Consider the following 20,106-nt stretch of genomic DNA (forward strand, 5'->3'; position numbering starts at 1 on the left):
CGCCAGTCTCATGGACAGTGCCGAGCAAGACGTGCTCGCCTACATGACCTTTCCCAAGCAGCATTGGGCCAAACTTCACTCGACCAACCCCATTGAGCGATTGAACGGTGAGATCAAGCGGCGCACAGAGGTCGTCGGCATTTTCCCCAACGACGACGCCATCGTGCGCCTGGTCGGTGCGCTGCTGCTCGAACAGAACGATGAATGGGCCGTCCAGCGATCCCGCTACATGACACTTGAGACAATCGCCACAATGAGCGATGATCCGCTCATCAGCCTGCCAGCAGCAAGCTGATACTCATCCGACCCTCTGGGATGAGCCGTGGTCGTCTAAGCTACACCACGTCCTGGGACATGATCTGAAGATTTGCGCGCAAGCGGCAGAACAATACTCGGAAACACCTTTTTGAAAGCGTATGCCTAGTTGGCATCGAGTTTGCACGTACTCGTCGTTAGGCGGCAAGAAGCAGCCAAGTATATGGCCGCCTTCCTAAACCAGGCGGTAACGGAGCCAATTCGGATCTCTCGGATCCGTTTCTGAAGAACGGCCGTCAAACTGAGTTCCGCATTTGTCCATGTCCAAACTGCCAGGTGATACTCTCAGGATCAAATTTTTCAACAATATCGCCGTGCCTAGCGACATTAACAAACAACGTGAGAAGGAATAGCACTATGACCACCAAGGTTTCAGAAAGGTCCTTTGAAACAATCGAAAATTCAGCATCATCGCCTCTGAAGGTGGCCGATCAAATCGGGGCATCCGTAGAAAAGGGGAACAAACAGTTGACCGAAGCTTTCTTTAAATTCGCGTCGAGCGCTGAAGAGGCGCAAAAAATACTCACTCCGATCTTCGAAACCGCAACGCTGGCCGGCTACGAATTGTCGCTTAAGTCCGTCGCTGCGTTGCAGGCGAATGCGGTGGCCGGTTTCTCGCATTTGCAAGCGTTGTTCGGCGCGAACTCGCCGTCACAGGTCTTCGAACTCCAATCGGCGTTCCTGCACAAGCGCGTAGACACCAGCATCGAGAATGCCAAGGAATTCCGGGCACTGGCGAGCAAGGCAGTGGCTGAGATCGCCAAGCCGATCAACAATGCATTTGACAAATTTTTGGCGGACCTCAAGGCAGTATAAATTGGCTGGCCAGTGCAACAACGTCCTATGGGACTGTTGTACCCTCCGTCTTAATTAGGAGGAAGACGAGCGCTACCCTACGATCTGTTGTGTTCGCAATTTCAATCGACGGATCATGATCCTAGTTTCGTTTAGAGAATCCAAGGCCACTAAAGAATTGTTTGACAGAAGGAGCCGTGGGATGTGATAGCGCTTAATTGCCGAAGCAAGGAAACTGACGCGGTCGCAGCCTCGGCAATAACCGCTTTTTTGAAGTGGTCGTCGGGAGGCGCGCGGCTAGCAAGGGCTTAGTTGCTCGATACCTTGCGCCATCCTGATCATCGCAGCTAACGACGACTCTCCCGTTCTACGATCGTCAGTCGGTGCGATCTTCGCAAGGGAGCGGCTTGGTTGGCCGCACCACGCACGATCAGAGAAAAGGCTTTGCGATTATTGCCGTAGGCGGTGGCAAGTTTCACGATATCGCGTCGCATCGTAACAGGCGACGTTTGCCACCCGCTCTGCCTTGAGGGTCGCCCCCTGCTGGCTCGATCAAGGCGACTTCGCGTCGTTCCGACTCTTGAACGCGCGAAAGTTATTCCAATATTTGCCGGATGGTCACAGGTGACATTGGAAAGGAAAATAGGATGCCGATAACCGATGTCTCCTGGACTCGTCTGGTCACTATCCGACTGCAGTGTGGTCTTGAGCGGACGTTTGCGGGCGTTTACGATGCTTTGGATTTTCTCGAAAACGAATGGCCATTGCGTTATGGCGAGCGCCATCAGCGTGCCATCAGGACCTGTCGCGGTGCCCTCAATGGCGGCGTAGCCGCCGTCGTTGCACGAGAGGCATTCATGGCCGCTTGCCTCGAAGCCGGCATGGTGGCCCCTTTGAAAGCCAAGCCGAACGCCCACCCGGGACGAATCGCTCGGCGGGCTCTCGTCCAATGATTTGGATGGTCCCGCTTTGCTCAAGGCTGGACTTGCGCTTTCAAGTCCAATCCAGATCGCCCCCGTCGACCGTCTGATGAAGGCTAGTTCCTTGGCGGTGTGGTCGACCTTGGCGACAACGGCCGGTTGATCATGCACCGAAACGAGCAAGGTGTGAATGAGTGCGCTTGCCGAGCAGCTTCGCGTAGCGCAGACGTATCTCCTTCTTGTCGATCTCACATTCGATACATTATTCAACGAGCACGGCAAATTCGCAGTCGTCTATCGGAGTTGCACGAGCGCGCGCGTGCAATCGACGTTCTGCAATCTAGCGATCGCCGGCACTGCATGTTGTCGTTCCCCCGATCGAACTAAGAGCCGCTGGGATAGCAATCCGATCAAGCGATCAAGCAGCCGCTACTTGAAGCAATACGCAGACCATGATTGGCCCTTACGCCCTTATCGATTGCCTCACGGAACTTTCATTGGGTATCCGAGATTGTGCTGGAGAAAGACCCCTCCCAGACAAAGCGCGAGCGGCCCGCTTGTGCGGCGAGATCGATAGTTTTGTGACCTCCCGACAATTGAAACCACAATGGCTCAGCCGCGTCGTTGGCCGTTTCGCCGCCGGGATCGTATCCCGCCTAGATGACGAGCTTCAGGTGGCTGGACAAGACCAAGCCAGCGGCCCCTCGCAATGCCGTATGACCTTCTCCGATGCCATTCAGCGTGATCGAAATCTCCTGGTTCGGTCGCTTCTTGACCAACCGTTCGACATGTTGCCTGACGCGTTCGGCCGCGTCCGCGCCGCCGCCTGCAATGTCCCCATGCAGCACATAGGAGTTGAGTGACAGGGTCTGCTGCAGGTTGAGGATCCCGAAGGCGACGTTTCTGGTATAGCGGTCCAGCAGACCATTCGCAGCTTCGGCGCCTTCTGCTGCCTCTTTGACGAGGCGAGCACAGGTGACGCTTTCAGGGTTTGCGAAGCCAAGTCGGGCCGCTTCACGCCGCAGCCAGGGTAGGGCGGCGACTGTTTCCCAGCATCCGTGCTTGCCGCAATTGCAGAGTTCCCCATCGATTTGCACGACGGTATGGCCTAGTTCGCCGCCGGAGCCGGCAAGGCCCCGGTAGACCCGTCCGTCGATGTAGAAAGCGCCGCCCAATACCTCACCGGTATAGATCGCCGCGAAGTTTTGTTGGCCCCGTCCCGGCCCGAACCACCGGTCGCCAACGAGAAGCGCGCGCGGATGATGGTCGATGACAACAGGCAATGAGAAATGCGCCTGCAGGATATCGACCAAGTGGAGGCCAGTCAGAACGGGCGCAAGATTGACGGCGAGGATCACCCCGTTGTCGCTGTCGATCATGCCCCCCGAGGCGATGCCGATCCCGAACGGTGCCTGGTGGGCTTGGGAAAGCGTCGCGGACAAGGTGTCCTTGATGATCGCCAGGAACGCACCCCTATCGCCATGCGGATCGAATTGCGCTTTGGTGAGGGCTTTGATATCGCCGCTGAGCGTCACAAGGCATGTCTGGATCCTGCCGGGCAAGAGAAGCACGGCGCCTAGCATTGGTGCTTCAGGATTGAAATAGATCGGACGCGCCGGCTTACCGCCCTTGAAGTCTGAGGGCACTGCGTCGCCTTCGACGAGCAGGCCCTCCTCGATCATCGGCTGGACGATTCCCGTGATCGTCGTGCGATTGACGCCCGCCAGACGGGCAAGCTCGGCGCGGCTTTTCGGACCGTTGTCGTACAACGCCTGCAGCACCCGACCGCGATTGATCTCGCCGAGGGTCGACTGCGAAACGAGCCTTACATTGCCACTTTCGCCAGCAAGCGTGTCCTTGTTGGGACCGCGCTGCCCCAGCGAATAGGATGGCTGATTCTCGAACTTCAACTTGCATCTCCGATTTGCCAGCCCCGTCGTTCTAGCTTGAGAGCGCTTGCTCGACCAGATGGCGCTTGATGGCTTACCGCAACAGATGCGGAGGCTTTAGCCGCGGGAACGCCCGAACGCACCTTCTTGACAGTACCATAAGTTTGTGCGAAGTACAAACAAACTGTTGGCAATGGCAGATGAGGGGTAACAATCGAACTCGAGCTCGGCGCCGTGAAGGTTTCCCGTGGTCGGATGAGGTTGGATTTAAGAACAACTGAGGAGGCACCACATGACATTCGATATTGGAAATATGTCGCGCCGGAACATGCTGAAGTCGGCATCTGTCGCCGCTCTCTTGGCATCGAGCGCGGGCGCGCTTGTCGCGCCACGGCGTGCGTCTGCCCAAGACGCGAAGACCATACGCGTTCTGTCGGTCGAAGATCCATTCTTCTTCTCGATGAAAGCCATGATCCCGGAATTCGAAAAGGAAACGGGCATCAAGGTCGAGCTCGAAAGCCTCTCTTACGACGCGTTGCAGACCCGCCTTGTCTCGGCCTTCGTCGCCAAGACGTCGGACGCGGACGTCATCGCGGTCGACCAGATGTGGCTCGGGCAGTATCTCGACAACGGCTGGATCATCTCGCTCAACGACTACATCGCCAAGGATAGTGATATCGATCTCGCCGACTTCATTCCCGAGGTCCTCTATTCGTCGAACATGTGGCGCGGGCAGATCGCCACACTGCCGGTTGCGGCCTATGCGCAAGGGGTGATGTACCGCAAGGACATCTTCGACAGCTTCGGCATCGCCGCGCCACCGACAAAGGCCTCTGAAGACTGGACATGGACGAAGTACATCGAGACGCTGAAGTCGCTCGAAGGCAAGTCCTTCGGTGGCAAGCCGCTCTTCCCGACGGTGATCTGCGGATCGCAGCCGTCCCCGATCACCCATATGTTCACCCAGCTTTCCGCCAGTCACGGCGCGAACTGGTTCAAATCCTTCCCCGGCGCACCGTGGGACTTCTCGCCGCAGCTCACAGGTCCTGCCTGGTCAAAGTCGCTCGAGGTCTACCGGCAGCTTTACAAGCTCTCGCCGCCCGAGGCGATCAATTACGTCTGGTTCGATGCCGGCACCCGTTTCGCCAAGGGCGATATCGGCATGTTCTACTGGTGGACGCCGTATTTCTACCTGGTCAAGAACTCCGGCTACATGACCGGCAAGAAGTCCGATGTCATGGACAAGTATGCGACCGCAGCCCTGCCGAAGGCAGATGGCGTGGCGCAGACAGTCAGCCTCGGCGGCTGGAGCCTTGGCGTCCCGTCGAGTTCCGACCGGCAGGACAACGGTTACGCCTTCATAAAGTGGGCGACGTCAAAGGCGACCCAGAAGAAGATGGCTGAGTGGCCGGACCTCAATTTCCAGTTCTCGGATTTTGCCCGCAAGTCGCTCTACGAAGACGCGGACGTCAAGAAGATCTATTCATACCTCGATGTCCAGTACGACATGATGAAGCAGGGCAACGGCAAGATAACGCGTCCGCCGGTTCCGGGTTATACCGCGGTCGAAAGTGTGCTCGGCCTGACGCTCAACCAGCTTCTGACCGGCAGCGAAGATCCGAAGACCGCGCTGGAGCGCGCCAACAGCCTCTTCGAAAGCATCCTCAAGGGCAATCTGATGATCCCCTACCAGAAGGAAAGCTACGCTGACACGCTCGACGGCGCCAAGGCGCTGATCGGCAAGCTCGGCAAGGCGTAATGGAATTCTTCTCGGGCCGGCGCGGAAACGCTCGCGCCGGCGGTCATCCGCCAAGAAGAACTGGACTTCGACGATGCACACGACAGCCATTCGCTCCTTGCCAACGCTTACGCCCGTCCGGCGCGGCTTCGTCCGCCGCAACCTGCCTTACCTGTTGATCGCGCCTTCCGTGATTATGCTGTTGGCGCTGATCGCCTACCCGCTGCTCTTCGCTCTCAAATCCAGCTTTTACTTCTGGAACTTGCAGGTCGGGCCGCAGCCTTTGGCTTTCGTCGGCATCGACAATTACGTCCAGGCGCTCGATGCGTTCGATTTTCGCGCCGCACTTACCAACACGCTGATCCTTTCGGTGCTCGGCACGGCGATTGAGTTTTCGCTCGGCCTGGCGATCGCACTGGTGCTGCTCAAGGCGCTGCCCGGCATGAATGTCGTACGCGCGCTGCTGATCCTGCCAACCACGATCGCGCCGATCGTCGTCGGCTTCCTGTTTCGCTATCTTTATGATCCGGGCGGCGGTCTCGTGACATGGGTGCTGCAGTCGCTCTGGCTACCGGTGCCGGCGGAGGGCATCCTCGGGTCACCGACGACTGCGCTTGCCGCCATACTCTTCGTCGACATCTGGCAGTGGACGCCGTTCTTCGCCATCGTCCTCTATGCGAGCCTGCTTTCCGTTCCCGACGAGATCATCGAGGCGGCGCGTCTCGATCGCGCATCGGCCTGGACGATCCTGATGCGCATCAAGCTGCCTCTCATCCGGCGCACCGCGACCATCATCGTCATGCTGCGCTTCATGCAGATCTTCAACACCTTCGACACGGTGCTGGTGCTGACCCGCGGCGGGCCGGGGACCTCGACACGCACACTCGGCTATTCGCTCTACGAACAGGGTCTGGTGAACTTCAATGTCGGGTTGGTGAGTGCCCAGACGTGGATCACGGTGCTGATCGTCAACGTCATCATCGCCCTCTACGTGTTCTTCGCCTTCCGCAATGAGGAGTGGTGACATGGCCAGCCGCAAGACCTTCTATACTGCGCTCACCTATGCCGCCGGCCTCTTGTTCCTGGCGGTCTTCATCGGCCCGATCCTCTGGTTTCTGGCGCTCGCTATCCGGCCGGCAGAAACAGCGTTCGCGATGCCCCCGCAAGTGACCTTCGAACCGACGCTGGATGCCTTCCGCCACATCCTCGTCGATCCTGGCACGAACGCGCCGCAACTCGTGAACTCGCTCATCGTGGCGATCGGCGCGGTGTTGCTTAATCTGCCGTTCTCGGTGCCTGCCGCTTACGCGCTCTCGCGCTTTAAGATGCGGGGCAAGAAGAACATCATGCTCTGGTATCTCGGCCTGTTGATGGCGCCGCCGATTGCCTTCCTGATTCCGTATTTCGTGTTGATCACGCGGGTCGGCCTGCAAGGTTCGTATTTGTCGATGGTGCTGGTGCTGCAGACGTTGACGATCCCGTTTTCGGTCTGGCTGATGAAGAGCTTTATCGACGAGGTGCCGGCGGAGCTGGAGGAGGCGGCCCGCGTCGACGGCGCCCGCTGGCACACGATCATGTGGCGCATCACGCTGCCGATCGTCCGCCCCGGGATCATTGTCACCTCGATGTTCGCTTTCGTCTTTGCCTGGAACAACGCGGCCTTCCCACTGGTGCTGAGCTCGCGTTCAACCGCCACCCTTCCGATCGGAACGCTCGGATATTTCGCCACCAGCGGCGTGACCTGGAACTACATCGCAGCCGCCGCCGTGCTCGCGATGATCCCGCCGATGATCATCTTCCTGGTCTTCGACCGTTACGTCGTGCGCGGTCTCACCTTCGGCTCGGTGAAGGGCTGATCTTTTACGGTTTGAATGGAGTCATATAAAATGAGCAAACTTCGCATCGGCGTCATCGGCGCCGGCCTTTGGGGCAATAACCACGCCCACACCTTCAACGTGCTGCCGGAGACCGAACTGGTTGGCGTCTGCGACCTCGACGAGGGCAGGGCGCTGAAGATGAAGGAGAGTTTTGGCGCAATCGAAGCGTTCACCGACTATCAGAAGCTCATCGCCAGCGACCGGATCGACGCGGTGTCCGTCGCCACACCCGACTTTACCCACACACCGATCATCCTTGCAGCGCTCAAGGCCGGCAAACATGTCTTGAGCGAAAAGCCCCTCGCGACCACAGTCAAGGAAGCAGAAGAGATCGCCGAGGCTGCCGCAAAGTCCAAGGGCAAGTTGATGATCGACTTCCACAATCGTGTGAACCCGATCCTGGCGCAGGTTCGCGACATGATCCAGGAGGGCCAAATCGGGCTTGCCAAGCACGGCACGGCGCGCCTTTCCAACACGACCTTCGTTCCCTTCGAAATGCTGAGCTGGGCCGCGAAATCCTCCGCACTCTGGTTCCTGGGCAGCCATCTGGTCGATGTATTGCGCTTCATCCTCGAAGACGAGGTGACCCGCGTCTACGCCGTGGCCCGTTCCGGGACGCTTGCCGCCGGCGGCGTCGACACCAAGGATTTCCATGCCTCGATCCTCGAATTTTCCAGAGGCACTGTCGTGACCATGGAAAACAGCTGGATCCTGTCGCGCGACAACCCTTCGCTTGTCGATTTCAAGGTGGAAGTCGTCGGCGAAAAGGGTCAGATCCAGGCTGATCCCACCCATAGCGGCGGCCTGCGCCGTATCGTCGATGGTGGCATGCGGTTCAACGACTACATCGGCATGACGCCGACGGGTGCAACCCGCATCGGCGGCTTCGTGCAGGAATCCATCGCGCGCTTCGTCGATAGCGTCGTGCGTGGCGTGCCCCTGCTTGCCGACGCCAATGATGGGCTTGCCAACACCAAGGTACTGGCTGCGATTGAGGAGTCCGTCGCCAGCGGCAAGCCCGTGACCATCGGCTGATGGCGTGACCAATCTTACGAGGCACGCCATCCGACCCGATGACTTGCCTCGCCACGTGATACTGGGAGAAGAACTATATGGCGTCCATGACCTTTGACGGGATTGGAAAAACCTATCCGGACGGGACCGTCGCCGTCGCCAATGTGAGCTTCACGGTCGGCGACGGTGAATTCGTCGTGCTGGTCGGACCGTCGGGCTGCGGCAAATCTACGCTTCTGCGGATGGCGGCCGGGCTCGAGCAGCTCAATAGCGGCCGGCTGCTTATGGACGATCAGGATGTCACCAACACCGAGCCGCAGGACCGCGACATCGCGATGGTATTCCAGAACTATGCGCTGTATCCGCACATGACGGTCTACGAGAACATGGCCTTCGGCCTGCAGCAGCGCAAAATGCCGAAGGACAAGATCGAGAAGCTTGTGCGCGACGCAGCCGAGATGCTCGACCTTACGAAATACCTGAACCGCAAGCCGGGCGCGCTCTCCGGCGGTCAGCGACAGCGCGTCGCGATGGGTCGGGCGATCGTCCGTCATCCGATGGCATTCCTGATGGACGAACCGCTGTCCAATCTCGACGCCAAGCTGCGCGTCCAGATGCGGGCCGAGCTCAAGCTTTTAAACCAGCGTCTTGGCGTTACTACGCTCTACGTCACCCATGACCAGGTCGAAGCGATGACGATGGGTGACAGGGTTGCTGTGCTGAAGCCTGTCGCTGATGCCGGCGAGAGCAACCTGCAGCAGATCGACACGCCGCAGCGGCTTTACGACCGGCCGGCGAATTTGTTCGTTGCCGGTTTTATCGGTTCGCCTGCGATGAATTTCGTCCGGGCCGACCTTGAGGCGGACGGGGCAAGCCTGCGCGCGACGATCGCGGGAACCGGGATTGCGTTTCCGGTTCCCGCGAGTGCCGCATTGTCTGCCTATGCCGGACGGCAGGTGATCGCCGGGATACGCCCGGAAATGTTTCTGGTGTGCAAAGAGCATGAAGCGCTGTTCAACGAGCCGATCCCGGTTGCCGAAGCGCTCGGCCCCGACACCTTCGTCTTTTTCGACATTGCCTCTCCGCCCGTCGACATCAGCGACGTGGAGGATCCGCCAGAGTTCAAACGAAAGGGCACGAACCGGCTGGTGGCGCGTATCCCGCCAGTATCGACGCCCGCGCCCAACAAGCGCCTGCCGCTGACCGTCCATCTGGAAAAGCTGCACTGGTTCGATCCGCAAACAGGAGCTGCCATTCGCGACTGACCGGATGAAACGAGCAAGCGCTCGGATTTCCGGTCGTCTTGCCTGCCTCCCAGGGCGACTGGGGCTGTCGTCATTCAGGTCTCGGCGGCAGCCCCTTTTTTTAGTGGCTGGCTTTTTGGAACCCCGTGTTTGCGAACGCGGATATCAACATCATCTCAAAGGGGAGTGGCGTGTGAAACACGTTCCAATCGTTGGCAAGTTCTTCGTCGTTGTCGGCATGTTCGGGCTGGTGGCCCTCGGCCTCTCCCTCTACGAGACCCGGGAGTTGTTCAGGATCGACGCAGCCTACACCGACCTCCTGACAAAGAACGCAGCCGCCGCCCTTCACCTGGCCCAATCCAACCGAAGCCTCCAGACAGCCCGCGCCAATATCGGCGACATGATCATGGCGCGCTCCAAAGACGGCAGGGTGCGTGCTGAAGAAAGCCTCAAGGAGGCGCAGGAAAGCTTCGTCGCCTCCATGGATCTGGCGATCGCCGCGTTACCGGCGCAAGCCGACTTGCCGCCGTTGAAGACGGATGGGTTCGCAATCTTGACGACGACATGCGGTGCGGCAATCGCTGTTGGCCGAACGGCAGACAGCGAGGCCAGCATCGCCATGGTCCAGCAGCTCTTTCTGAGCATGTGCCAACCGGCATTCGCGGCAATATCGCCGAGATTTCAGTGGCGGCAGCCAAGATGATCGAGGATGCCGACCAAAAGCGCAGCGACGTTTCCGCCTTGGCCTCCGATACGTCGAAAAGGGCAATGGGCGGCGCCGTGATCGCTTTGGCAGCGGTGCTGGTTCTGGGCGTGCTTGCCGTTCGCGCCTGGATCGTCAAGCCGATCCGGCGGATCGCCGACACGATGACGACGCTGGCGGGCGGCAATCTCTCGGCAATTGTCGAAGGAACCGATCGTCGCGACGAGCTGGGCATGATGGCGAAATCGGTGCAGATATTCAAAGACAATGGGTTGCGAGCACGCGAGATGGAAAGAGACGTCGAAGCTGGCCGCGAGGCGCGCGAGCGCGAACGTGTGCGTGCGGAAGAGTTAGAGCGGGAGCGGGTAAGCAAGATGACGGAGGCCACCTCCAGCCTTGCTGAAGGTTTGAAGCATCTTGCCAGTGGCGACCTCACGTTCCGACTGGAACAACCGTTTGCCAGCGAATTCGAGCAACTGCGCGCCGACTTCAACGCTGCGCGCGAGCAATTGGCAACCGGCCTCCGGACGGTGGCAGTCGCCACTGCGGCGATCGATGGCGGTACATCGGAAATAAGCCAAAGTGCCCTCGAGCTTTCCAAGCGGACCGAGCAGCAGGCGGTCTCTCTTGAGGAAACCGCCGCCGCCCTTGATCAGGTTACACAAGGAGTTTCGAATTCCTCCAGGCGCACCGAGGAGGCCCGCCGCGCGGCAGCGGACGCGAATACGTCGGCACGCAATTCTGCGGCCGTGATGGCAAAGGCGATCTCGGCTATGCAGGGCATCGAACATTCGTCCAACGAGATCGCGAATATCATCGGTGTCATCGACGAGATAGCGTTTCAGACGAACCTGCTTGCCTTGAATGCTGGCGTCGAGGCATCCCGGGCCGGCGAAGCCGGCAAAGGTTTTGCGGTTGTCGCCCAGGAAGTCCGAGAACTTGCTCAACGATCTGCCCAGGCGGCCAAGGGGATCAAGGAACTGATCCGCAATTCGACGGGCGAAGTGAGTTCCGGGGTAAAGCTGGTGCAGGAAACGGGACGAACGCTCGAAAAGATTGAGGAGGAGGTAGGCCTGATCAGCAGCCAGCTTTCTGCCATTGCGACGTCTGCAAACGAGCAGTCCGCTGCCCTTACGGAGATCAACAGCGCTGTGAACCGGATGGACCATGTCACCCAGCAAAACGCTTCCATGGCCGAGGAATATACTTCGGCAAGCACATCGCTGGCAGGGGAGGTCCGGCGTCTGCAGGATATCGTCACCGAGTTTCGGCTCGACGCCTCTGAGGACCTTTTGCAAGCTTTTGAGCGGTCAGGCGACCTTCCGATGTCGGCAGGTTCGCCCGCGCTACGTCTCGTCGCTGATGTCAAGGGTGCTTTGGAGGGCTCACGCAAGGTTGCCGAGCATTGATACGACGGCCCGCTCCTAAGCGGTCGCGCCCTAGGCATCGGTGCGTTTCTGAATGGTTATGGCCTGGGCGGACAGGTCGTAAGTTGCAAGCGGCCTTCGAACAGGTTGGCGAGCCAGGATTCCACGGACGAGGTGATCAGTTCGCAAAAGGTGTTTGATGCCCAAATGGATACTCTCACCGATTGAAAGGTCTTGCCTGCTGTGGATAGCGCTCGGCAGAAGCATCGCAGAAATCGCGTTGTTGGAAGGAAAGAGCGAGGCAGACATCCGATCCTATCTTGAGCAGGCGGTCACCTCGGTCGGCGCGAGCTCTATAGAGGACGCGCTGAGGAAGATGAACTTCCATCGACCGTTACATTGACCTCACGGCAAATATGGCGGCGTGCTTCGCTTGGGTCGAGTACGTTCCCTTCTCAAGATACGTTCGCGTGAATGCGGTCATAGCCTTTCATGCGATAGATCATTGCCGAAACGACCCAACTCGCGATGAAGATGCCCACGACACCAAAGCCGAGATTTTCAAGGCTGTCGTTAAAGGTGGCGATTGCCTCCCACAAAGTGCCCCGCAAGCCGAGCTTGTCGGAAATCAGGCCGAGCGCTTCTGCGCCTCCGATTAAGATCGCGACAATCACCGAGGCGGCGGTGACCGTCAGATTGTACCAGAGCTTGCGGGCGGGGTTCATAAGGGCCCAGCCGTAGGCGCCCGTCATCAGAGCGCTGTCCGTCGTATCCATCAGCGACATGCCGGCTGTGAAGAGGGCCGGGAACACAAGGATCGTCCAGAACGACAAGCCTTGCGCGGCCTGCGAAGCTGAAACGCCCAGCAAAGCGATTTCCGTGGCGGTGTCGAAGCCGAGGCCTAAGAGAAAGCCGATCGGATACATATGCCAGGAGCGTGTGACCACCTTGAAGGTGCGGCGAAAAACGCGGGCCAGCAAGCCTCGTCCAGCCAGCAGCGCATCAAGGTCCTCATCGACAATTTCCTCGCCACGCCGCGCTCGCGAAAAGGCGTCCCAGATAGGTTTCAGGATAACGAGATTGGCAATTCCGATCACCAGCAGGAACAGTGCTGAGACGGATGTGCCGATTACGCCGCCAATGTCGTGGAAACCCTCAGTCTGGCTCTGCATTGCATAGGCGGTGATGGCAACGGCAAGCGACGCCAGAACGCCGATGCTGGAATGGCCGAGCGAAAAGAAGAATCCAACCGAAAACGGCTGCCGACCCTCGTGCATAAGCTTGCGCACGACATTGTCGATCGCGGCGATATGGTCTGCATCAAACGCGTGACGGACACCGAGCATATAGGCGACAAGGGCCATGCCAAGCAGTGCCGGTCGATCGGAGAACGAAGTCCAAGCCCAGATCCAAGCCAGGACGTTGGCTGCGACCAGCAAGGCATAAACGATGGCAATTTTTGTTTTGGCGTAAAGCGGTTCGTCATCGAAAGGGCTACGCATTCGGACGTCCCTTGCCATCTTGAACAGACACCCGCCGGACCATGCTGAGCGCTCGGAACGCCGCACAGGCGGCGCCGTAGCCATTGTCGATGTTTACGACGGTCAGTCCGGGCGCGCATGAGGCGAGTGCCGCGTGCAGGGCGGTTTCTCCTCCGTTCGACACGCCGTACCCGGTCGATGTCGGAAGACAGATGATCACGCCGGGAACGAGCCCGCCGAGCACGCTGGGAAGAGCGCCGTCCATGCCTGCAACCGCGACGATAACGGGAAAAGTCCGCAATTCCTCGACCCGCTCCAGTAACCGCCATAGGCCTGCGACGCCGATGTCGATGAACTGTCTGGTCGGGGCGCCGAGATAAGCCAGCGTTCGCAAGACCTCGGCGGCCTGGGGCATGTCCGAACTTCCGGCCGACACGACGGCGATATCGGGTGCTTGCTGTTCGGCAGGCGGGGTCCAATTCAGGAATGCTGTCCGCGAGATGGGGTCGTAGTCCAATCGTTCAAGATAGGCCGGCGCGAGGCGACCAAAGACCTCCGCCTCGAGGCGCGTCAACAGACAGCGTGTGCCGCGCTCTAAAACGCGGTCCATGATCGTGGCAAGCTGCGCATCGGATTTCCGGGCGCAGAGTACTGCCTCATCGAATCCCACGCGCTCTGTGCGCTGGAAATCCAGCCGGACTTCTTCGTTCATGAATTTCGCTCCCGCAAAAAGGCGCTGCCTCGGGCGTATGCCTGGAAATCGATCGGCCGTCGACTACCGAACGCCTCTGAAATCTGCCCCACGAGGCGCGCGCGACTATCGCCAGAGAGTTTCGACAGCGTCGGTTCATCGAGTTCGACAACCACCCCGGTTTGCCGCACCCTGCAGCGCACCGTTCCCGGCGAGAGCTCGCGCCGCAGCAGCATCTCGACCCGATCGATGGCTTGCAAGATCTCGGGTTCGATCCTGAGAGCCGTCTCAACGCGGCTCGACAGGCAGGGCGCTGAAGGCAGTTCGGCGAGGTCAGCAAGATCATAGGCGGACGCCATGGCACGGACATCTGCCTTGGACATGCCGGCCTCGACAAAGGGATGACGTACACCATTGGCTTAGGCCGCCTTGAGGCCAGGGCGCCAATCGCCAAGATCGTCCGTGTTCGTGCCGGAAAAGAGCTGCGCTGCCGAAAGCGAAGACAGGGTGCCGTAGAGATTGGACTTGCAGAAGAAGCAGCGGTTCGAGGGATTGGCGAGATAACGTTCGTCGGCAAATTCCCCCGCATCGATGATCCGTAGGTCCCAGCCATGACGGGCTGCATAGTCTTTGACCCGTTCGGTGGCGCTCAGGGGAACGGCGGCCGAGGCGGCGTGGAACATGATCACGTCAGCTCCCATCCGACGATGCGCCACAAACGCGAGCGTCATACTGTCGACGCCGCCGGAGACAGCCACGGCCGCGTGCCGGGCGCTGTCGAACACGGCATTGAGACGGGCGAGAGAGGTTTCCTTCGCGATCATGACTTTTGCTCCAGCGCCTCAGCTTCGGCCCGGCGGCGCAATTCGGCGCGGGCTTTGTGGCTCCGATCAACGCCTTGGGCGTCGTCCATTTCCGCCTTGGCCGTCATCCCACCGGGCCGGTCGGCGAGCTTCACCCTTATCCCGTCCTCGGTTGTCACCGACTGTCGCGGCAGGACCGTGCGCGCTTCGATCCGGCTGCGCAGGCCAAGCGTCGTGGTCTGCCGCAGGCAGAGCGCTCCGATTGCGTCGATCGCATCCACGCGCGCGAGAACCTGAACCGAGGCCATCATGCGGCCCTTCTTGCCGAAGGTCGGCGTCTGGGTCACGTCGATCACACCTTCGGCCGCGCGAACAAGGTCGAGGGCGACGGCCAGTTCCTCGCCGGTCTGGTCGTCGATGTCGAACTGGATGACGCCGACCCGATCCTGTGCTGCACCCTCCTCGGTGAACGCCAGGATGCGAAGCACGTTGCTCATGCCGGGCAGGCGTCTTGTGCCGAAGCCGATACCGGTGCGTTCGAGCAGTCGAGGCGACGACCCGAGGCTTGTCGCGGGCGAGAGATGGGACAGGATCGCCGCTCCCGTCGGCGTGATGCGCTCACCGTGGCGACCGTCATCATGAAAGGCAAACCCGCGCAACAAAAGAGTCGTGGCGGGAGCGGGAACGGGCAGTCGCCCGTGATCGGTCTCGACCCAGCCTCGCCCGATCGGCAACGAACCCACCGACCAGCTTTTGGCCCCAACAGCGTCGATCAACGTAGCTGCCGCCACGATATCGGCAATCGAATCCCAGTTGCCGACTTCATGGAAAGCTACGTCACCGACGTTTCTGCCGTGTACTGCGGCTTCGGCCACGGCGAGTTCGTGGAAGATGGCTATGGCCGCGCGCTTGACGCCCTCCGGCAAACGGCTGCCGTCGAGCATGGCGCGAAGGTCGCGCCAATGGGTGTGGTGATGGTGGTGGCTGTGGCTGTGGTCGCCATTATGGACATGCTCCTCATGAGGATGAGCATGTCCATGTTCGTCATGGTGATGATGATGCGCATGGCCATGTCCTTGAGAATGGCGATGAGGATCAGGACCGGAAGCTTCCTGTTCGGAGCCGGTCTTCGTGACGTCAAAGCGGCTGCCGGTCAGCACGCCATCATTGTGTGCCCGAAAGACCGCCTGCACGTCTTCGTCCAGACCTGCCAGACGAAGATTTCTCTCTACCGTTCCAACCAGCTCGGGCCATGCGTCCAACATCGCGGCGACGAACATGTCGCCGGCGATGCCACCCAGAACATCAAGATGGATATGCATGAGGCCCACCTCCTTCATCGTTCCGAATGCTGCCAACCGGACAGGTCGACGTGCAGGGTCTCGCCAGGTTCTGCCGATCCGACGCTGGTCTCGATCGCCGCCTTCAGCACTGCGACCGGTATAGGCAGACGATCTTTCATCTGCTCCGCAAACGCCACGAGGTCGTCATGTTCGGCCTTGGCCCGCATGAACACGCCCTCGCTCAGGATGCGTTTGAGGCGCAGCGGAAAGCTTTGTTCACCGCCGTTCCACGTTAGCCGAAGTTGCGTCCGATAACGCCTGATGTCGAAATGCTTGTACTGGGATTCGAGAGCCCGATAGCCCCAGATTCCGAGGTCACCGACCAGCAGGCCGGCGAAGTCCGGCTCGTCTTCGGCGTTTATGTCAACCAGCAGGACATAGGACGGGCGGCCCTTCTTGCCCAGACTCGGAAGGAGCTGGACATTCTTGGCGCCCATCTCGCCCATCTTCTCGATGACGTGCCCGAGCAACTCGCCCGGCGCGTCATCGATCTGGGCCATCAGGAGGATGACGCCGCCCGCCATCAGAACGCCATGGATTCGACGGCGACCAGGGCGGCTGCCTCTGCCTTGGTCTTGGTGCCGGGAATGCCGGCGGAAATCAGGCCTGCCGACTGGGCTTCGCCCGTCGCATCCGACGCACTCATCTTGCCCATGGCGGCGGCGACGACGGCCGGGATGGTGACGTTGATAATTACATTGCCGGCGAGCAGCAGTTCGCTGGCGATCGGCGCAAGTGCGGTGAGGAACGGCGCGCGTTCCTTGCCGATGCCCTGCGCGACTTCGGGGATCACGGCGTTGATGATGCCTTCCATATGGATCGTCTCGTCGCCGACGGTGACTTCGGCGTCGAGCGCCGGATCGAAGGCAAGCCAGCGCGCCGCCATCTTGCTCGATCGCCGCGCACCCTTGCTGATCCTGGTGAAATGAACCTTGATATTGGTACCCTTCACCTTGCTCAGGAATTCCGACCCGCGTGTCTCCACCAGTAGCTGGCGCTCCTCGTCCATCGCGCGGACGATCTCGCCGACGCTCCTGCCCGCCATGAGATCGTCATAGCTGCGCGCCGCACGGGCATGCAGCGCCTTGGTGACCATGGGGGTGGAGGACATGATCATTGCATCGGTGACCGGCCCGTTGCAGATCTGCGTCGCCTTGCGGGCAACGATGTTCATCGCCACCATCGCAGTTTCCGGATCGAAGCTGAAGCCAAGGCGACGGGCACGTAGCGCGCGCGCCACGCTCTGTTCCGTCGAACCATCCTGCAACAGACACATCAGCGCAATGACCGCATCGCCGCAGATATGGCCGAGCGGCGGATTGACGGGACCCGCGCCCGCGCCGCAGATCCCTTCTTCGAAGACCGAGACGATTTCATCAAGCGCCATGATGCCGATCACGGTCGGCCCGCCGATATCCTTGAGGATCAGGCCGAGATCGCCGATCAGCCGTGCGGTCTCGACTTCCTTGCCGGTGATGCGGACATGTATTTTCTCGGGCAGGCCGGCGGTGCGAACGGCGGATCGCCCCGCGACGAAAGCACTGGTGACCTTGCCGTAGGGGCCATATTCCTCGGCCACGTCGGCATCCGAATGGATGATTTCCAGGATCGCCGCCGCGCCAAAAAGGGCTGAGAGGAACTTCTGGCTGGGCATGCCGGCGCCGGACATAGCGTCCATCATCGCCTTGGTCCCGATGGCAGCCCCTCGTTCGGCCATGCCGGGAAAAATCAAATCCTCGCCCAGCGCGCCGTGGCCGACCATCACGCCGCCGCCCACGCCTTCCGGAATGTCACGGCCCTGGACCGGCGAGAGCTCCCCCTTCATCATGGCTTCGTAGACGGCCGCAACGGCGGCGAAACCCGAGATCTTGTTGTTCATCTTCGCCGTCGGCACGGCGGCAAGGCCGGAGCGGCTGACGCCAGCGATCATGCGCGCCGAAGAGCCGAGCTTGCGGTTACCGGCAGGAATGCCGACCTGGGCGTTGGCGCCGCAGAGATAGAGCAGCGTTGCCGCGATCAGCGCCGCATTGGCGCCGTCGGCGCCGGCTGCCGTGGCGACAGCAATGCTCTTGGTCAGAAGGTCATCGATCGGCTGGCGCACGGCATCGGCGAACTTGACTTCCGGGCTTATGCCACGACGCAGTTCGGCCGCGATGACGTTGCAGACTGCAACGACCGGGATGTTGAGCATGCCATGGCCGCCGGTCAGGGCCTCGACGCGATCGCTGGTCAACCAGCCGGGATTGGCATTGGCCGCCATGACCGAAGCCAGAATCACCTTCTCGCGTTCGGCCGAAAATCTCGACATTGGTCCTCTCCCTTTATTTCCGGCGGGCAGCGATCATGATCCGCAACAGCCGAGCGTCGAAATCAGCCAGTGGCTTTTCTCGCAACGAGCGCGCACCGTCCGTCGATCTGCCGTATGCGCGGCGCGCAGGTAACGTCAGGGAATATCACAGGGTCATTATTGCGATAAGTGGCACTATCTCATGTCTCCATGAGCAACATTCATAATGGCGCGCTGCCCTGTTAATATTTCTGAAGCCCCCGCAGACAATGCGGGCCCATTCGGCTTCGCGTATTTGGGCCGCCGCTCAAGGTCGTCTCTCCAACTCGCGGTCTCTCTGTCCAAGGGTTGTCCGGCAACAAGCATGATTGGTGCTCATGGGTTCGTGAAATCATACCATTTCAGTTGATGAAGTTTTCTCCATACTCCTTTCCGAGATGTGGTCGCGGCCTGACCAAAGATGAAGGCTGCGGCTCTTACATCGCGTTGCATCAGCCCAAATTCACGGAGAACTTTCGAATGCTCGACTGGGAAAAATACCGGCAGGAACTGTCCTCACGCGTAACCGAACTTGGCCGGCTTTCGCCGGCGACACTTGAGGGCGTTCGTACCCTCGGTGGCGCAGGTCAGAAGAGCGGTCGGTTGGACGCCAAAACCCGGGAACTGATCGCCCTTGCCGTTGCGGTGACCACGCGTTGTGACGGCTGCATCGCCAGCCATACGTCCGAAGCAGCGAAAGTCGGCGCCACGCGGGAGTAAATTGCCGAGGCACTTGGGGTCGCGATTGCGCTCAACGCCGGTGCAGCTTTGGTTTATTCGTCGCGCGTGCTGGATGCCTTCGATACCGTCGCCGGCTGAGCACGATACGAAGGAAGTGCGGAGAAGGAATGGGCCTTCTCCGCCAGTCAACCAAATGGGAGGTCAATGCCCATTCAGAGCAGCGGCAATTGCGCTGCGCATCTCCTCAAGGCTCGGCGCCCCAGTGATTTTCTTGCCGTTGACGAAGAAGGGAGGCGTTCCCTCTACCTCGAATTCGTCAGTCGCCTGGTCGGTGAGCTTGTTCAGACGCTCAAGGATGGCCTGGTCCGCCACTGCCCTGTTGAACACGTCTTTGTCGATCCCAACGGAGCGTCCGATTTCACGCAGTGTCTGTTCGATGCACGGCTCTGAACTCGGGTTAACGTTTCTTCCCTGAACGGTTTGGGTGTGATTCAAGAGTGTCGGTGATTTGGAGGCCGACATGTTTGAAGACGATCGCCCGCGGCTGCGGGTTTTGCTGGACCATTTTAGTCTCGTTGAGGATGAGCGGGAGCAATGGCGGGTCGCCCATCCGTTACCCGAGGTGCTTCTTCTGGTCGTTTGCGGGACGATCGGCGCATGCGACGATTTTGACGAGATCGTCGAATGGGGAGAGGATAACCTGGCGTTTTTACGTCGGTTTCTTCCCTATCACCATGGCATACCGGGTTCGCGCTGGCTGCGCATTCTGCTCAACCGGATCGATCCGGACCTGTTTTCGAACTGCTTCATATCCTGGGCGGCGACGCTTCGACCCGATGCTCCGGCGCTGGTGGCGATTGACGGAAAGACCTCGCGCGGCAGTCATGACCGGGCCAACGGCCGGGCGGCGCTGCATCTC

General features: G+C 60.0%; 20 protein-coding genes and 1 pseudogene. 12 read left to right on the forward strand and 9 right to left on the reverse strand.

Annotated features, from left to right (window positions below):
- From GA0061101_RS37390 to GA0061101_RS37400, 3 genes are all read left to right on the forward strand, one after another.
- On the forward strand, nt 1–295 hold a 295-nt coding region (locus GA0061101_RS37390), incomplete at its 5' end, for an IS256 family transposase (RefSeq protein WP_037136713.1).
- Between the two features lie 377 nt (nt 296–672).
- Nucleotides 673–1,131, forward strand: coding sequence for a phasin (locus GA0061101_RS37395; RefSeq protein WP_004112695.1), 459 nt, complete (start codon nt 673–675; stop codon nt 1,129–1,131).
- A gap of 626 nt (nt 1,132–1,757) precedes the next feature.
- Complete coding sequence (locus GA0061101_RS37400; protein WP_004112697.1) at nt 1,758–2,063, forward strand: DUF982 domain-containing protein; 306 nt, start codon at nt 1,758–1,760, stop codon at nt 2,061–2,063.
- A gap of 623 nt (nt 2,064–2,686) precedes the next feature.
- On the opposite strand, the gene GA0061101_RS37405 is transcribed toward GA0061101_RS37400, so the two are convergent.
- Nucleotides 2,687–3,940: an ROK family transcriptional regulator gene (locus GA0061101_RS37405; protein WP_004112704.1), complete on the reverse strand. Its 1,254-nt coding sequence runs from the start codon at nt 3,938–3,940 to the stop codon at nt 2,687–2,689.
- Between the two features lie 271 nt (nt 3,941–4,211).
- Here GA0061101_RS37405 and GA0061101_RS37410 point away from each other — a divergent pair, with 271 nt between their 5' ends.
- The 7 genes from GA0061101_RS37410 (at nt 4,212) to GA0061101_RS37440 (ending at nt 11,904) form a co-directional block, all read left to right on the forward strand.
- Nucleotides 4,212–5,678, forward strand: coding sequence for an ABC transporter substrate-binding protein (locus tag GA0061101_RS37410; RefSeq protein WP_004112705.1), 1,467 nt, complete (start codon nt 4,212–4,214; stop codon nt 5,676–5,678).
- A 73-nt stretch (nt 5,679–5,751) separates the two neighbouring features.
- Entirely contained in the window at nt 5,752–6,681 is a 930-nt protein-coding gene (locus GA0061101_RS37415; protein ID WP_004112707.1) for a carbohydrate ABC transporter permease, read from the forward strand.
- A 1-nt stretch (nt 6,682) separates the two neighbouring features.
- Nucleotides 6,683–7,513, forward strand: a complete 831-nt coding sequence (locus GA0061101_RS37420) for a carbohydrate ABC transporter permease (protein WP_004112708.1) — start codon at nt 6,683–6,685, stop codon at nt 7,511–7,513.
- A 30-nt stretch (nt 7,514–7,543) separates the two neighbouring features.
- Nucleotides 7,544–8,569, forward strand: a complete 1,026-nt coding sequence (locus GA0061101_RS37425; RefSeq protein ID WP_004112709.1) for a Gfo/Idh/MocA family protein — start codon at nt 7,544–7,546, stop codon at nt 8,567–8,569.
- A 77-nt stretch (nt 8,570–8,646) separates the two neighbouring features.
- Nucleotides 8,647–9,813, forward strand: a complete 1,167-nt coding sequence (locus tag GA0061101_RS37430; protein WP_004112713.1) for an ABC transporter ATP-binding protein — start codon at nt 8,647–8,649, stop codon at nt 9,811–9,813.
- Between the two features lie 172 nt (nt 9,814–9,985).
- A complete protein-coding gene (locus GA0061101_RS40660; protein WP_240535384.1) occupies nt 9,986–10,495 on the forward strand; it encodes a hypothetical protein in 510 nt (169 codons plus the stop codon).
- A complete protein-coding gene (locus GA0061101_RS37440) occupies nt 10,477–11,904 on the forward strand; it encodes a methyl-accepting chemotaxis protein (RefSeq protein WP_240535385.1) in 1,428 nt (475 codons plus the stop codon). Before GA0061101_RS40660 ends, GA0061101_RS37440 begins: the two co-directional genes overlap by 19 nt.
- A gap of 413 nt (nt 11,905–12,317) precedes the next feature.
- Here the strand turns inward: GA0061101_RS37440 and GA0061101_RS37450 are convergent, their stop codons facing one another.
- Genes GA0061101_RS37450 through GA0061101_RS37475 form a run of 7 tightly spaced genes read right to left on the reverse strand, consistent with a single transcriptional unit; the run spans nt 12,318 to nt 18,488 of the window.
- On the reverse strand, nt 12,318–13,364 hold the full coding sequence (locus GA0061101_RS37450) for a HoxN/HupN/NixA family nickel/cobalt transporter (RefSeq protein WP_004112717.1): 1,047 nt from the start codon (nt 13,362–13,364) through the stop codon (nt 12,318–12,320).
- The gene (larB, locus tag GA0061101_RS37455) at nt 13,357–14,055 is read right to left on the reverse strand and encodes a nickel pincer cofactor biosynthesis protein LarB (RefSeq protein ID WP_004112720.1); all 699 of its coding nucleotides are present in this window, start codon (nt 14,053–14,055) and stop codon (nt 13,357–13,359) included. Before larB ends, GA0061101_RS37450 begins: the two co-directional genes overlap by 8 nt.
- Complete coding sequence (locus tag GA0061101_RS40665) at nt 14,052–14,393, reverse strand: adenine nucleotide alpha-hydrolase family protein (protein ID WP_245276717.1); 342 nt, start codon at nt 14,391–14,393, stop codon at nt 14,052–14,054. The genes larB and GA0061101_RS40665 overlap by 4 nt, the downstream gene beginning before the upstream one ends.
- Before the next feature lie 60 nt (nt 14,394–14,453).
- Nucleotides 14,454–14,858 carry an adenine nucleotide alpha-hydrolase family protein gene (locus tag GA0061101_RS40670; RefSeq protein WP_004112724.1) on the reverse strand — a complete coding sequence of 135 codons (405 nt, stop codon included), beginning with the start codon at nt 14,856–14,858 and terminating at the stop codon, nt 14,454–14,456.
- Nucleotides 14,855–16,159: a nickel pincer cofactor biosynthesis protein LarC gene (gene larC / locus GA0061101_RS37465; RefSeq protein WP_004112726.1), complete on the reverse strand. Its 1,305-nt coding sequence runs from the start codon at nt 16,157–16,159 to the stop codon at nt 14,855–14,857. Before larC ends, GA0061101_RS40670 begins: the two co-directional genes overlap by 4 nt.
- Before the next feature lie 14 nt (nt 16,160–16,173).
- Complete coding sequence (gene larC2 / locus GA0061101_RS37470) at nt 16,174–16,704, reverse strand: nickel pincer cofactor biosynthesis protein LarC2 (RefSeq protein WP_004112728.1); 531 nt, start codon at nt 16,702–16,704, stop codon at nt 16,174–16,176.
- Entirely contained in the window at nt 16,704–18,488 is a 1,785-nt protein-coding gene (locus tag GA0061101_RS37475; RefSeq protein WP_004112731.1) for a hypothetical protein, read from the reverse strand. Before GA0061101_RS37475 ends, larC2 begins: the two co-directional genes overlap by 1 nt.
- A 498-nt stretch (nt 18,489–18,986) precedes the next feature.
- Between GA0061101_RS37475 and GA0061101_RS37480 the strand changes: the two are divergent.
- Nucleotides 18,987–19,325 (forward strand): annotated as a pseudogene (locus GA0061101_RS37480) (carboxymuconolactone decarboxylase family protein).
- A 63-nt stretch (nt 19,326–19,388) separates the two neighbouring features.
- On the opposite strand, the gene GA0061101_RS40865 reads toward GA0061101_RS37480, so the two are convergent.
- Nucleotides 19,389–19,709 (reverse strand): DsbA family protein, encoded by a 321-nt coding sequence (locus tag GA0061101_RS40865; protein ID WP_028755235.1) that lies wholly within the window; start codon nt 19,707–19,709, stop codon nt 19,389–19,391.
- On the opposite strand from GA0061101_RS40865, the gene GA0061101_RS37490 reads away from it, so the two are divergent.
- On the forward strand, nt 19,708–20,106 hold a 399-nt coding region (locus GA0061101_RS37490), incomplete at its 3' end, for an ISAs1 family transposase (RefSeq protein ID WP_141694181.1). The genes GA0061101_RS40865 and GA0061101_RS37490 overlap by 2 nt on opposite strands.

The organism is Martinezella lusitana (assembly GCF_900094565.1).
GTDB classification, from domain to species: Bacteria; Pseudomonadota; Alphaproteobacteria; order Rhizobiales; family Rhizobiaceae; genus Rhizobium; species Rhizobium lusitanum.

Bases quoted from the DNA above. Each gene is read 5' to 3' on its own strand.
- GA0061101_RS37475 (WP_004112731.1), bottom strand. From the start codon at position 18,488: ATGTCGAGATTTTCGGCCGAACGCGAGAAGGTGATTCTGGCTTCGGTC.
- larC2 (WP_004112728.1), bottom strand. From the start codon at position 16,704: ATGGCGGGCGGCGTCATCCTCCTGATGGCCCAGATCGATGACGCGCCG.
- GA0061101_RS37420 (WP_004112708.1), top strand. From the start codon at position 6,683: ATGGCCAGCCGCAAGACCTTCTATACTGCGCTCACCTATGCCGCCGGC.
- GA0061101_RS37450 (WP_004112717.1), bottom strand. From the start codon at position 13,364: ATGCGTAGCCCTTTCGATGACGAACCGCTTTACGCCAAAACAAAAATT.
- GA0061101_RS40865 (WP_028755235.1), bottom strand. From the start codon at position 19,709: ATGTCGGCCTCCAAATCACCGACACTCTTGAATCACACCCAAACCGTT.
- GA0061101_RS40665 (WP_245276717.1), bottom strand. From the start codon at position 14,393: ATGGCGTCCGCCTATGATCTTGCTGACCTCGCCGAACTGCCTTCAGCG.
- GA0061101_RS37415 (WP_004112707.1), top strand. From the start codon at position 5,752: ATGCACACGACAGCCATTCGCTCCTTGCCAACGCTTACGCCCGTCCGG.
- GA0061101_RS37410 (WP_004112705.1), top strand. From the start codon at position 4,212: ATGACATTCGATATTGGAAATATGTCGCGCCGGAACATGCTGAAGTCG.
- GA0061101_RS37400 (WP_004112697.1), top strand. From the start codon at position 1,758: ATGCCGATAACCGATGTCTCCTGGACTCGTCTGGTCACTATCCGACTG.
- GA0061101_RS40670 (WP_004112724.1), bottom strand. From the start codon at position 14,858: ATGATCGCGAAGGAAACCTCTCTCGCCCGTCTCAATGCCGTGTTCGAC.
- larB (WP_004112720.1), bottom strand. From the start codon at position 14,055: ATGAACGAAGAAGTCCGGCTGGATTTCCAGCGCACAGAGCGCGTGGGA.
- GA0061101_RS37430 (WP_004112713.1), top strand. From the start codon at position 8,647: ATGGCGTCCATGACCTTTGACGGGATTGGAAAAACCTATCCGGACGGG.
- GA0061101_RS37425 (WP_004112709.1), top strand. From the start codon at position 7,544: ATGAGCAAACTTCGCATCGGCGTCATCGGCGCCGGCCTTTGGGGCAAT.
- larC (WP_004112726.1), bottom strand. From the start codon at position 16,159: ATGCATATCCATCTTGATGTTCTGGGTGGCATCGCCGGCGACATGTTC.
- GA0061101_RS37395 (WP_004112695.1), top strand. From the start codon at position 673: ATGACCACCAAGGTTTCAGAAAGGTCCTTTGAAACAATCGAAAATTCA.